Consider the following 12,609-nt stretch of genomic DNA (forward strand, 5'->3'; position numbering starts at 1 on the left):
CCCCCCCCCATAAACGAGACCCCCACCACCCCCCCCGACGACCCCGCCCCCCCAAACAAAACAAAAACCACAACCACCCCCCCCGCCCCCCCCCCCCCCCCCCGCCGCGCCCCGGCGCGCCCCCCCCCCCCCCCCCCCACGGCCTGGACGGCCGACTAGAGGATGGCGCCCGGGGTGTACGCGGCGGCCTCGGGGTGCTCCTTGAGCACGGCCTCGATCTGGGCGATGACGGCGGCGACCTGGTCGCTCGCCGCGCCCGTGAACGACAGCTTGTCGGCCATGAGCGCGTCCAGCTCGGCGCGGTCCAGCGGAATGCGGGAGTCGGCGGCGAGCTTGTCGAGGAGTTCGTTGCGCTCGGCGCCCTGCTCGCGCATGGCGAGGGCGGAGGCGACGGCGTTCTCCTTGATGGCCTCGTGGGCCTCCTCGCGGCCGACACCCGCGCGCACCGAGGCCATCAGGACCTTGGTCGTGGCGAGGAAGGGGAGGTAGCGGTCCAGCTCGCGCGCGACGACGGCCGGGAAGGCACCGAACTCGTCGAGCACGGTCAGGAAGGTCTCCAGGAGCCCGTCCAGCGCGAAGAACGCGTCGGGCAGGGCGACACGGCGTACGACCGAGCAGGAGACGTCGCCCTCGTTCCACTGGTCGCCCGCCAGCTCGCCGGTCATCGACGCGTAGCCGCGCAGGATGACGGTGAGGCCGTTGACGCGCTCGCAGGAGCGGGTGTTCATCTTGTGCGGCATCGCGGACGAGCCGACCTGGCCCGGCTTGAAGCCCTCGGTGACGAGCTCGTGCCCGGCCATCAGACGGATGGTCTTGGCCAGCGAGGAGGGGCCCGACGCGAGCTGCACCAGGGCGGTGACGACCTCGTAGTCCAGGGAGCGCGGGTAGACCTGGCCGACCGAGGTGAACGCGCGGTCGAAGCCGAGGTGCCCGGCGATCCGCTGCTCCAGGTCGCTGAGCTTCCCGGCGTCGCCGCCAAGGAGGTCGAGCATGTCCTGGGCGGTGCCGACGGGGCCCTTGATGCCGCGCAGCGGGTAGCGGCGCAGCAGGTCGTCGACGCGGCGGTAGGCGACGAGCAGCTCGTCGGCGGTCGTCGCGAAACGCTTGCCGAGGGTCGTCGCCTGCGCGGCGACGTTGTGCGAGCGGCCGGCCATGACGAGCTCGGCGTACTCGCCCGAGAGCTTCCCGAGCCGCGCGAGCACGGCGACGGTGCGGTCGCGCACCAGCTCAAGGGAGAGCCGGACCTGCAACTGCTCCACGTTCTCGGTCAGGTCGCGGGACGTCATGCCCTTGTGGACCTGCTCGTGCCCGGCGAGGGCGTTGAACTCCTCGATGCGGGCCTTCACGTCGTGGCGCGTGACCTTCTCGCGCTCGGCGATCGAGGCGAGGTCGACGTCGTCGACGACCCGCTCGTAGTCGGCGAGGGCGGCGTCCGGCACCTCGATCCCCAGGTCCTTCTGCGCCCGCAGAACGGCGAGCCAGAGCTGACGCTCCAGCTTGACCTTCTGCTCGGGCGACCAGAGGGTGGCGAGTTCGGCGGAGGCGTAACGCCCGGCGAGGACGTTCGGGATACGGGGCTTTGCAGGCGCGGCAGTCACGTGGACGGAGTTTACCGGGCGTCCCTACAGGCTCCGAACCATCGAGGGGATGTAGGAACCTCCAGGTCAGAGGTGATCGGTGGGGCCCGCGGCGCCGGATGCGTGCCGCCCCCGCCGTGGACGGCGGCGCCGCAAAGCTCTCATAGGATCACAAGGGTCACGCCGGGGGACATGGGGGCGTGGCCGGAGCGAGGGGATCAGGTGAGCGGTGAGCGGTGAGCGCGGGGCGTTCGGGGCCGCGCTGCGGGAGCTGCGGCTGGCGGCGTCGCTGACCCTGGAGGGTCTGGCGGAGGCGTCGGGGGTCAGCGTCCGGGGCATCGGAGATCTGGAGCGGGGCCGACGTGCCGCGCCGCAGCGGCGCACGGTGGCCGCCCTCGCGGACGGCCTCGGGCTGAGCGAGGCGGACCGGGAGCGGCTCCTCGCCGTCGCCCGCAGCGGCCGCAGCAGGGGGTACAGCCCGGCGGGGGTCAGGACCTTCCCCCGCGGCATCGACGACTTCGTCGGGCGGGAGCGGGAGATCGCGGAACTCCTCGGACTCGCGGAGCGGTCCGCCGCCGGGGAGGTCTTCGCGAGGGACGGCGGGGCCCGGAGTCCGGGCGCCCACCCGGTGACGGTCGCGGTCTCCGGACCACCCGGCACCGGCAAGACCACGCTGGTGCTGCACGCCGCCCGGATGCTCGCGGACCGGTTCCCGGACGGGCAGTTGGTGCTCGACCTGCGGGGCATGGACGACGAACCGCCCGGGCCCGCCGAGCTCATGCTCGGTGTGCTCAAGGCGTTCCAGGTGGCCGACCGTGACCTCGCGAAGGCCGGACCGCGGGGACACCCGGCGCTGTACCGGCAGACGCTGGCCGACCGCCGGGTCCTGCTGGTCCTGGACAACGCCCACGACGAGGCCCAGGTGCGCCCGCTGCTGCCGGGCGCCGGTGCGGGGATGGTCGTGGTGACCAGCCGGCGCATGCTCACGGGCCTGGAGAGCGTGCACCGCCTCCCGCTGGGCGAACTGAGCGCCGAGGAGGCCGCCGCCTTCCTGACCCCCCTGGTCGGAGCGGAGCGCGCCGCCGCCGATCCTGAGGCCCTCGCCGAGGTCGCGCGGCGCTGCGGGCATCTCCCGCTGGCGCTCCGGGTGGCGGGCAACTGGCTGGCCACCCGCACCGGCTGGTCCCTTCGGCGGCTCGCCGACCGGCTGGCGCTCGACGAACGGCGCCTCGACACCCTGGCCGCCGGTGACCTGCGCGTGTCCGCCGCCTTCGACCTGTCCTACCGCCAGCTCACGCCCACCGCCGCGCGCCTCTTCCGGCGCCTCTCCCTCGTACCGGGGGCGGACACCAGCGCCGCGGCCGCGGCCCGGCTCACCGGTCAGCGGCTGTACGACGCGGAGGACACCCTGGAGGAGCTGGTCGAGGTCGGGCTGCTGGGCACCGACCGGGACCGCTACCGCCTGCACGACCTGCTGTGCCTGTTCGCCCGGACCCGGCTCGAGGCGGAGGAGAGCGCCGAGGAGGTCCGCCGGGCCCGCGCGGACCTGTACCGCTGGCTCCTGGAGACCACGGTGGTGGCGGGCCGCTGGTTCGAACCCGGCCATGGCGCACCGGCCGCCGACTGGCGGGGGACGGTCGACCTGTCGTCCGCCGACAAGGCGCTCCAGTGGCTGAAGGCCGAGGGCGTCAACTGGCTGGCCGCGCTGCGCGCCGCCGCGGCGGACGGCGAGCACGCCACGGTGGTGGAGGTGGCCGAGGCGCTGCACTGGTTCTCCGACCAGTGGATCTTCTGGGGGCACTGGCCCGAGGTCTTCGACACCGCCGTACGCGCCGCGCGGGCCCTGGACGACCCGCTCCTCGAAGCGACCCAGCTCAACTACCACGCCTGGGCCCTGCTCCTGTGCAAGGGCCGCTTCCGCGAGAGCCTCGACCGGTCCGCCGAGGCACTGGCCGCCGCCGAGCGCGCGGGCGACGTCGCCCAGGAGGCGTGGGCCCACTTCTACCGCGCCTGGGCGCTGCGCAAGCTGGCGGAGTACGCGCAGGCCGCCCGCGCCATGGAGCGGGCCGGCCGGCTCTTCGAAGCCGCCGGGGACCTGCACGGCAGCCTCAACGCGCAGCACGGCCACGCCCTCATCCTGGCGGAGGAGGGCCGCGCCGAAGCCGCCCTGACGTCCTTCCGGGACGCGCTCGCTTTCCTGGATCAGGCGGGTGACCGCATCGCCCCCCACATCGCCGGTTTCGTGCGGCCGGGGCTGCACTCGGGCATGGCCCACAGCCTCGCTCAGCTGGAGAGGTGGGAGGAGGCCGTCGGGCAGCGCCACATGGCGGTGGACCTCTGGCACGACGCCGGCAACACCACGCAGGAGAGCAGCGAACTCGTCCGCCTGGGCCTCCTCCTGCCGTCGGCCGGGCGGGCGGCGGAGGCGCGCGAGGTCTTCACCCGCTGTCTCGCCCTGGGGCCGGACGCCGCTCCGCAGGCCGTCACCGACGCCCGGCGCCATCTCGCCGAGATGTCGCAGGTCAAGTAGGTCCGTCCGAGCGCTTTCTGCCTGCTTTCTGCCTGGAGAACGACAGGGCGCGCTGATTGTCTGGACATGGCGGAGAAACCGGGCGGCGGCGTTGCCCCCCGGGACATCCGCGCAGGACCGGACGCCGGCTACCGGCCCCGGATTCCTGTGCGCTGCGGATCCGAGCTCTCCGCCATGAGGCGCGTACGGAGAGGAGAGCCGGATGAGCCCGGTGCTGACCACGGACGCGGTGTCCGGGAACGACCGACTCGGCCGCTGGCGCGAAACGATGGCCGAGGGCCGGGTGCCCGTGGCCGTGACGTCGGGCGGAAAGGGGCCGTTCGACGGCCGGATCGTCACCGCACGGGTGGGGTTCCTCCGTGTCTCGACCGTGGAGGCGGACGCGCACCGGGTGAGCCGGACGGCGTCACACATCGCACGCTCCACCGACCGGTTCGTGGTGATCGGCGTGCAGGTGTCGGGCCGGACCGGCCTGACCCAGGACGGGCGGCGGGCCGAGGCGGGTCCGGGCGACCTGTTCGTGCACGACACCGCACGCCCGTACTTCCTGGAGCACCCGGAGCGGTTCGCCACCCGTGCCGTGCACATCCCCCGCCGCGCGCTGGGCCTGCCCGACGAGGAGCTGCGCCGCGTCACGGGCACCGCGATCGGCAGCGATCGCGGATGCGCGGCGGTCCTGAGGCCCTTCCTGACGACGCTGGTCGACTCCGCCGACTCGTACGCCCCGGCCTCCGCGAGCAGGCTCGCCTCCAGCGTCGTCGACCTCTTCGCCGTCCTGGTCGCCGAGCAGCCCCGGGACGCGGGTGCCGACGCGGGCGGCTCGCGCGGCCACCTGGTGGCGCGCGTCCGCGACCACATCGACCGGAAGCTGGGCGATCCTGCCCTCTCCCCGGAGGACATCGCGAAGGCGCACCACATCTCCGTGCGCTACCTCCACCGGATCTTCGAGGACGAGGGCGTCACCGTCGGCCGGCTGATCCAACGGCGCCGCCTTGAGGAGTGCGCCCGCGAACTGGCCCGCGGGGGACGGGACAAGCCGTCCGTGTCGTCCGTGGCGCAGCGGTGGGGGTTCGTCAACCCCGCCCACTTCAGCCGGGTGTTCCGCGGCGCGTACGGCCTTTCCCCGCGGGAGTGGCGCAGTCTGCGTACGGGGACGAACGGCGGCAGCGGCGCCTTCGTCTAGCGCGAGTCCTTCGAGTTCTTCGTGCGGGTTCTTCGTGCGGGCCCGGCGAGGGGCCGGCCGCGCGGACCGCTCGGGGGAGGCGGGCCGCGCGGCCGGGGAGGTGGGGTCAGGCGGTCGCGCGGACGGCGTCGAGGATGAGGGCGGCGACGTCCTTGGGGCGGGAGACGGCGACGGCGTGGGAGGCGCCGTCGAGTTCGACGACGGTGGCTCCGGCGCGCCGGGCGCCGAAGCGTTCGACGTCGGGGTTGATGGCCTGGTCGGCGCCGGCGATCAGGGCCCAGGAGGGCTTGGTGTGCCAGGCGGCGGCGGTGGCCTTCTCCTCGAACGCGGCCGCCGCCAGCGGCCGTTGTGCCACCGCGAGGACTTTGGTGACGGCGGCGGGCACGTCCGCCGCGAAGATCGCCGGGAACGCCTCGGGGGCGATGGTGACCTCGGTCGCGGGCGCCGCACCGGCGACGGGGTACGTCGCCTCCTTCAGATTGCTGACCAGCGGCGAGAGCGGGAAGCGGCCCTGGAGCTCGCCGAGGCTCTCGCCCTCCTCCAGGGCGTAGGCGGCGACGTAGACGAGACCGACGACGTTCTGTGTGGTGCCCGCGACGGTGATCAGCGCGCCGCCGTAGGAGTGGCCCACCAGGACGACGGGCCCGTCGATCTGGGCGGCAACGGAGGCGATGTACGTGGCGTCCGACGCCAGACCGCGCAGCGGGTTGGACGGCGCGACCACGGGCACGCCATGGGTCTGCAGTTCCGTGACGACGCCTGACCAGCTGGCGGCGTCGGCGAAGGCGCCGTGCACGAGGACGACGGTCGGGGTGGCTTCAGTGGCCATGAGGGGTGCTGCTCCTGCGAGTCGAGGGGAGAGGGGGGCGGTGCGGTGCGTCAGCGCGCGTCGAGCGTCGTGCGCAGGGTGCTGACGGCCAGGGCGATGGCCGTCTCCGCGGCGTGGGTGTCACGCAGGGCGTTGAGCATCACGAAGTCGTGGATGACGCCCTGGAAACGGACGGCGGTGACCGGCACCCCGGCCTGGCGCAGCTTGTTCGCGTACGCCTCGCCCTCGTCGCGCAGCACGTCGGCCTCACCGGTGATGACCAGGGCCGGCGGCAGCCCGGCCAGCTGCTCGGTGGTGGCCCGCAGCGGCGACGCGGTGATCTGCGCGCGCTCGTTCTCGTCGGTCGTGTACTGGTCCCAGAACCACCGCATGCCGTCCCGGCGCAGGAAGTAGCCCTCCGCGAACTGACGGTAGGAGCCGGTGTCGAAGCTCGCGTCGGTGACCGGGTAGAACAGCACCTGCCCCAGGAGCGGAACGTCACCGCGCTCCTTGGCCATGAGCGTCAGAGCGGCGCTCATGTTGCCGCCCACCGAGTCCCCGGCCACCGCGAGGCGCGCCCCGTCCAGCCCGTGCGACGCGCCCTGGGCGACGACCCATCGGGCCACCGCGTAGTTCTGCTCGATCGCCACCGGGTACCGCGCCTCCGGCGAGAGGTCGTACTCCGGGAACACCACGGCGGCGCCCACGCCCACGGACAGCTCGCGCACCAGCCGGTCATGGGTGTGCGCGTTGCCGAACACCCAGCCCGCGCCGTGGATGTAGAGGATCACCGGCAGCGTCCCGGACACTCCCGCGGGCCGCACGATCCGCGCCCGCACACGGCCCGTCGGGCCGCCCTCGACGGTCACCCACTCCTCGTCCACCTCCGGCAGCTCCACCGGACCGGACTGCACGTCGTCGACCGCCTTGCGCCCCTCCTCGGGCGCCAGGTCGAACAGGAACGGGGGACGCGCCGTCGCCTCCGCGAACGCGGCCGCCGCAGGCTCAAGCACCGGCACGACCGGCTCCACGACATCCGACATGAAAAAGCTCCTCAAGCCTCAGCCACCCACCGGACTTCCCGGTGGGACGCCCCCGTCGGACACGAGGTCCTGGGGGTGATGCCGTAAAGCTAAAGGCGAAAGGGCGGGACGAATTGCCCGTCGGCGCACCAAAGGTGACCTGAGAGCGCACTGCTTCCGCGGAACGGGCAGGAGCCCCGGCGGATTTCCCCACCGGGAGCGCACCGTTCTTTTCTCGCAGTGCACAATGCGGGGGAGCGGGCCGTGCCGGGAATTCATCCGCCGGGCCGTGCGGCGCCGGGTCTCCGTCAGGCGCTGCGGCCCATGACGTCGGCGACGGCGCGGTCGAGGTCGATGTGCGCGCTCTCGGTTCCCGGTGGCACCAGGGCGAAGGACTGCCGCAGGAACGCGTCCGTCTCGGCGGCGTCGATGTCGACCACCGCCACCCCGGTGGCGGACCTGAGGGTGATGCGCACGCGGTGCGTACGGTCCAGGCGCAGGGGGCTGACCTGCACGTCCCCGATCCCCGTCGGCAGATGCAGGCCCTCGGCGAGCAGGTCCCGGGCGAACACCCAGTCGACGGGGCTCGTCAGGGGTGCGCCGAGGGAGAGGCGTACGGCGCAGGGGTCGGCCAGGTCGTAGTGCAGTTCCGCGGGCACCGGCGCCGCGATGTTCGGCGGGGCGCCGACCTGTGCGTCGACCGTGCACCTGACCGAGGTGAGGGGCTGGTTCATTTCATCCACCAACTTGTTTGCTGCTCTGGTTCGCTGAAACGGCTTGTCCGCAGGGGACGTTAAAGCCGTACGGCGGCCGCGTATCGTCGGGAAACGCACGGAGCGTCGCCCGAGGGGGAACCACTCGTCGGTGGTGGCAGGGCGTAGTATCGGAAGCATTTGTTGAACATAAAACCACATGGGTGAGGGGTGTGCGATGAGCGGCACAGAGGTGGATCCCGCGCAGACGCGGCATGCGGCCTCCGAGTACGGGGAACCCGCGCCGTACGTCGAGGTGTTGACGGCCAGGGACGTCCCCCTCGGGGGCCCGCGGGCGATGACCGTGCGGCGCACCCTGCCCCAGCGGTCCCGGACGCTGATCGGCGCCTGGTGCTTCGTCGACCACTACGGTCCCGACGACGTGGCCGTTTCGGGCGGCATGGACGTCGCCCCCCACCCGCACACCGGCCTCCAGACGGTGAGCTGGCTCTTCAGCGGCGAGATCGAGCACCGCGACAGCCTCGGAAGCCACGCGATGGTGCGGCCCGGCGAGCTGAACCTGATGACGGGCGGCTCGGGCATCAGCCACACCGAGGTCTCGACCCCGCACACCACGCTCCTGCACGGCGTCCAGCTCTGGGTGGCGCTCCCCGAGGAGCACCGGCATGCCGCCCGGGACTTCCGGCACCACGTCCCGGCCGCGGTCCGGGTCGGCGGGGCGGACGTCCGGGTGTTCCTCGGCTCCCTCGCCGGCGAGACCTCCCCGGTGCCGACCTTCACGCCCCTGCTCGGCGCCGAACTCGTCCTCGACCCCGGGGCGACGACGACGCTGGAGACCGCCACCGGCTTCGAGCACGGCTTGCTCGTCGACCAGGGGACGGTCCGCATGGCCGGAACGCTCCTGCGCGCCGCGGAGCTGGGCTTCCTCGGCCCGGGTCACGCCACCCTGACGCTCACGAACGAGACGGACGCGCCCGCCCGGGTCGTCCTGCTCGGCGGAGTCCCGTTCGAGGAACGGATCGTCATGTGGTGGAACTTCGTCGGCCGCACCCACGAGGACATCGTCGAAGCCAGAGAGGCGTGGCAGAACGCCTCCGACCGCTTCGGCCACGTCGAGGGCTACGACGGGGAGCGCATCCCCGCTCCCGCCCTGCCGAACGCCACCCTCGCCCCGCGCGGAAACCCGCCCCACCCGAAAGGCACCCGATGACCCCGCCCGACGCCACTCCCACGCCTCCCGCCCCCGCCGTCCGGCGCGTGGACCCCCGGCACCGCTACGAGATCCTGGTCGACGGCAAGGCCGCGGGCTTCACCGCGTACCGCGACCGCGATCACCAGCGGGTCTTCTTCCACACCGAGATCGACGACGCGTTCGCCGGTCAGGGCCTGGCCTCGATCCTCGTGCGGGAGGCGCTGACGGACGTCCGCGCTTCGGGGCTGCGGATCGTGCCCATCTGCCCGTACGTGGCGAAGTTCCTCCAGAAGCACCGGGAGTTCGACGACATCACCGACCCGGTCACCGCCGAGATCCAGACCTGGCTCGACGCCGCCCTCGCCCGCTGAGCCGCTGTCGCTCCGTCCGCCGCTCCCGTCGTCGCGCACCACGCGGGAGCCGGCGGACGCCGGGCCCCGCGCGGTGCCGCAAGTCCTGGTGATCCGCCTACGTCTAGGCTTCATGCATGGAGCAGCGCGAGATCATCCAAAGAGTCGTCGGCATCCTGACCGAGGCGATCGAGATGCGCCGACAGGTGAGGGAGAACCCGGACGGCGAGGTCGAACCCAGCGGCGCGGTCGGCACGATGCTCGAGGAGATGCTGCCGCGCATCGAAATCCCCGCCGACGCGACCCCCATCGAGGTCGCCGAGGTGGTGGGCCGGGAGCTGAGCCCCGTCATCGAGCAGATCACCTCGGCCTTCGCCTTCTCCTTCGCACAACTGGCCGAAGCACACGACGAGGGCCGCACGGACGTGACGTCCGCGGACGTCCTGCAGTCCATCGCGCTGCACTTCGAGGACGAGGTGGAGGAGTAGGGCCCGCGCGACCTGGCCGAGGCCCCCTGGGATGGTTCGCCCGAGTCCGAGCCCACCTATGCTGTGACGCCTGATTCACGGGGGGCGTGGGATGGATCAAGGACTGGCGGCCATTCTCGGGGCGGCCGTGGGGGCGACGGCCACCGGGGCGGCGGCGCTCGTCACGTCGATGTCCGCGTCGCGGCTGAGCAAGAACAAGGCCCGCCAGGAAGCGTGCCTCGCCTACCTCACCCTGGTGGCGGAGATCGGCACGGCCCTGGCCGACGTCAGCCGGCACTTCCGCACGGGACTGGCCGACGTCTACGAACCACTCGACGCCACGACCGCGCGCGCCCGGGTCACCGCCATCGACGCCCAGTACCACGAGCTCATCACGAAGCACGCGATCCTGATGCTGGCCGGGCCCCGCCGGGTCTACCGCCAGGCGGTGCGGACGACGGACCTGGTCGCCGAACCGCTGACGCTCATCGCGCGATGGAGCGCGGGCTCCGTCCCGGCAACCGTCACGAGCGAGCAGATGCAAACCTTCGACCGCAGCTTGGAAGCCCTGTCCCAGAGCCTGGCCCAGTTCGCGGACACGGCCAGGGAGAGTACGTAGCGCGCTTACGCGAACGGGTCCTCGTACGGCAGTAGATCCGGGCGCTTGGCCGGGAGGCCGTCGCCGGAGGAGCGGCCTGTGAGGCGGCGGATGATCCAGGGGACGAGGTGCTGCCTGGTGAAGCGGACGTCGGCCACGCGGCGTGCCGCCCAGTTCGGGGGGACGGTGTCCGGGAGCTGGGCCTGCCAGTCGTCCTCGGGGTCGTAGCCGAGGGACTGCCACACCGCTTCGGCCACCCTGCGGTGCCCGTCGGCCGTCAGGTGCAGACGGTCCACGTCCCACATGCGCTGGTCGCTGAGCACGGTCGATCCGTACAGGTCCACGACCGTGGCGCCGTGCCGTGCCGCCAAGTCGTCGATGTGGACGAAGAGTTCTTCCATGCGGGGGCGGAAACGCTGCTGCACGGGCCCGCTCCGGCCCGGGCTGCGCATCAGGACCAGCTGCTTGCAGGCGGGGGCGAGGCGTTCGACCGCCTCCTCCAGGAGGCCGCGTACGCGGACCATGTCGCACTTGGGGCGCAGCGTGTCGTTGAGGCCGCCCACCAGGGTGATCACATCGGGCTGCATGGCGGCCGCGACGTCCACCTGCTCGTCCACGATCTGGCCGATGAGCTTCCCGCGCACCGCGAGGTTCGCGTACCGGAAACCGGGGGAGGCGGCAGCCATCCGGGCGGCGAGCAGATCGGCCCAGCCGCGGTAGCTGCCGTCGGGCAGGCGGTCCGACATGCCCTCGGTGAAGGAGTCGCCGACCGCGACGAGACTGGTGTAATTGGCATTCATCTGCATGGCGGGAGCGATCGTACATGGAGCTTCGACCGTTCGCCGTGGCGGATGCCGGCACGGTGGCGAGCTGGCCGGCCTCCGCCGGTGAGGTGGCCCTGTGGTGCGGACTGCGCGCCTTTCCCGTGGACGCCCGGGTGGTCGCCGACTGGCAGCTGGACGGGGACGTGCGGGGCCACGTGCTGGTCGAGGGAGAGGCGCTCCTCGGCTACGGGGAGGTGTGGCGCGACGACGAGGAGGAGGACGAGGCGGAGCTCGCCCGGATCATCGTGGCGCCGGGAGCCCGTGGGCGGGGCGTCGGGCGGCGTCTTGTGCGGGGGCTGATCCAGCAGGCACTGCGGGCCGGCCACCCGGAGATCTTCCTGCGCGTCCACCCGGAGAACGCCCCCGCCCTGCGCTGCTACCGCGGGGCCGGATTCCTCCCCGTCGAGCCCGCCCCCGCCGCGGAGTGGAACGCCCCGCAGCCCGTCAGCTATGTGTGGCTCCGGCATGCGGGCCGGGGGCAGTAGCCGCTGCCGGACCGACGGAGGAACCCACGTCCCCGGGGGTGGGGCTCCCGAGCAGGGGCGCGGACTCACTTGCTCGGAGGGGTGACCTCCGGATCGAGCGGCGCCGTACGGCCCACCAACCGCTCGTAGCGCTGTCGCGCCGCCTGCGGAGTGCCGAGGCCGAGGCCGAAGGCGATCTGCGGCCAGGTCATGCCGCGACCGCGTGCCATCTGCAGGAGCGCGGACTCCACGTCGTCCATCTCGCCGCGGGCCGCCGGCATGAGCGTCAGCGCCGCGGTGATGTCCGCGTGGTCCACCTCCGGTTCGCCCTCCGCGGGCTGGGCGATCCCGGTCATCAGGAACGTCACGATGCGTACGGCCTCATGGGGGCTGATGATCCTGGAGTTCACCTGCCGCCACCGCTGCTCGTCGGTGGCCGCGTGCCGCTCGGCGATGCGGAACAGCGAGGCGGGGGCGCGGCCCGCTCGCACCTGGTCGGGGTGCGTGGGGCTGAAGGGGTCGGTCTCGTCGGGCCGGGGTTCCGGTGTCGATGTCGGTGACATGCCTTCAGCGTGAAGGACGCACATCATGCTGTCAATGCTTTGTTGTGAACAATCTGTTTGCATGCGGGTGAGTCCAGTCGCCGGTCGGGATGCTCTGTGAAACGGTGGAAAACGTCCGAAATGCCAAATATCACTCAAGGTGAACTTGGCGCACCTGGCGAGAGGGGAAGCGCATGTCATCGAAGCGACGCCGCAAGAAGAAGGCACGCCGCAAGCACGCGGCCAACCACGGCAGCCGTCCCCAGTCCTGACCGCTGACCGTTGACCGACCGCTGACCGCGCAACCGGTTTCTGTGTGATCTCGTCAACAGCCTTGCC

General features: G+C 72.4%; 13 protein-coding genes. 7 read left to right on the top strand and 6 right to left on the bottom strand.

The window, feature by feature from the left end; genetic code table 11:
- Positions 1–155 precede the first annotated feature (155 nt).
- On the bottom strand, positions 156–1,598 hold the full coding sequence (gene purB / locus ACIGXX_RS39245) for an adenylosuccinate lyase (protein ID WP_361472182.1): 1,443 nt from the start codon (positions 1,596–1,598) through the stop codon (positions 156–158).
- A 208-nt stretch (positions 1,599–1,806) separates the two neighbouring features.
- Here purB and ACIGXX_RS39250 point away from each other — a divergent pair, with 208 nt between their 5' ends.
- Together ACIGXX_RS39250 and ACIGXX_RS39255 are read left to right on the top strand one after the other, a co-directional pair.
- The gene (locus ACIGXX_RS39250; protein WP_399983249.1) at positions 1,807–4,107 is read left to right on the top strand and encodes an ATP-binding protein; all 2,301 of its coding nucleotides are present in this window, start codon (positions 1,807–1,809) and stop codon (positions 4,105–4,107) included.
- A gap of 202 nt (positions 4,108–4,309) precedes the next feature.
- A complete protein-coding gene (locus ACIGXX_RS39255) occupies positions 4,310–5,290 on the top strand; it encodes a helix-turn-helix domain-containing protein (protein ID WP_399983252.1) in 981 nt (326 codons plus the stop codon).
- 106 nt (positions 5,291–5,396) lie between these two features.
- Here ACIGXX_RS39255 and ACIGXX_RS39260 read toward each other — a convergent pair whose 3' ends face one another.
- From ACIGXX_RS39260 to ACIGXX_RS39270, 3 genes are all read right to left on the bottom strand, one after another.
- Positions 5,397–6,119 (bottom strand): alpha/beta fold hydrolase, encoded by a 723-nt coding sequence (locus ACIGXX_RS39260; protein WP_399983255.1) that lies wholly within the window; start codon positions 6,117–6,119, stop codon positions 5,397–5,399.
- Between the two features lie 50 nt (positions 6,120–6,169).
- Positions 6,170–7,141 carry an alpha/beta hydrolase gene (locus ACIGXX_RS39265; RefSeq protein WP_366463846.1) on the bottom strand — a complete coding sequence of 324 codons (972 nt, stop codon included), beginning with the start codon at positions 7,139–7,141 and terminating at the stop codon, positions 6,170–6,172.
- A gap of 287 nt (positions 7,142–7,428) precedes the next feature.
- A complete protein-coding gene (locus ACIGXX_RS39270; RefSeq protein WP_383825420.1) occupies positions 7,429–7,854 on the bottom strand; it encodes an SsgA family sporulation/cell division regulator in 426 nt (141 codons plus the stop codon).
- Positions 7,855–8,050: 196 nt separating this feature from the next.
- Between ACIGXX_RS39270 and ACIGXX_RS39275 the strand changes: the two genes are divergently transcribed.
- The 4 genes from ACIGXX_RS39275 (at position 8,051) to ACIGXX_RS39290 (ending at position 10,461) form a co-directional block, all read left to right on the top strand.
- Positions 8,051–9,043 (top strand): pirin family protein, encoded by a 993-nt coding sequence (locus ACIGXX_RS39275; RefSeq protein WP_351172314.1) that lies wholly within the window; start codon positions 8,051–8,053, stop codon positions 9,041–9,043.
- Complete coding sequence (locus tag ACIGXX_RS39280) at positions 9,040–9,396, top strand: GNAT family N-acetyltransferase (RefSeq protein ID WP_361472164.1); 357 nt, start codon at positions 9,040–9,042, stop codon at positions 9,394–9,396. The genes ACIGXX_RS39275 and ACIGXX_RS39280 overlap by 4 nt, the downstream gene beginning before the upstream one ends.
- Positions 9,397–9,512: 116 nt before the next feature.
- Complete coding sequence (locus tag ACIGXX_RS39285) at positions 9,513–9,863, top strand: hypothetical protein (RefSeq protein WP_351172320.1); 351 nt, start codon at positions 9,513–9,515, stop codon at positions 9,861–9,863.
- 91 nt (positions 9,864–9,954) lie between these two features.
- Positions 9,955–10,461, top strand: a complete 507-nt coding sequence (locus ACIGXX_RS39290) for a hypothetical protein (protein ID WP_351172323.1) — start codon at positions 9,955–9,957, stop codon at positions 10,459–10,461.
- 5 nt (positions 10,462–10,466) lie between these two features.
- On the opposite strand, the gene ACIGXX_RS39295 is transcribed toward ACIGXX_RS39290, so the two are convergent.
- Positions 10,467–11,246: an SGNH/GDSL hydrolase family protein gene (locus ACIGXX_RS39295; RefSeq protein ID WP_351172326.1), complete on the bottom strand. Its 780-nt coding sequence runs from the start codon at positions 11,244–11,246 to the stop codon at positions 10,467–10,469.
- A 17-nt stretch (positions 11,247–11,263) separates the two neighbouring features.
- On the opposite strand from ACIGXX_RS39295, the gene ACIGXX_RS39300 reads away from it, so the two are divergent.
- Complete coding sequence (locus ACIGXX_RS39300) at positions 11,264–11,749, top strand: GNAT family N-acetyltransferase (protein WP_361472157.1); 486 nt, start codon at positions 11,264–11,266, stop codon at positions 11,747–11,749.
- Positions 11,750–11,814: 65 nt separating this feature from the next.
- On the opposite strand, the gene ACIGXX_RS39305 is transcribed toward ACIGXX_RS39300, so the two are convergent.
- Positions 11,815–12,291, bottom strand: a complete 477-nt coding sequence (locus ACIGXX_RS39305) for a DNA-binding protein (RefSeq protein WP_361472154.1) — start codon at positions 12,289–12,291, stop codon at positions 11,815–11,817.
- Between the last annotated feature and the right edge of the window lie 318 nt (positions 12,292–12,609).

Source organism: Streptomyces sp. NPDC055243 (assembly GCF_044544025.1).
GTDB lineage: Bacteria > Actinomycetota > Actinomycetes > Streptomycetales > Streptomycetaceae > Streptomyces.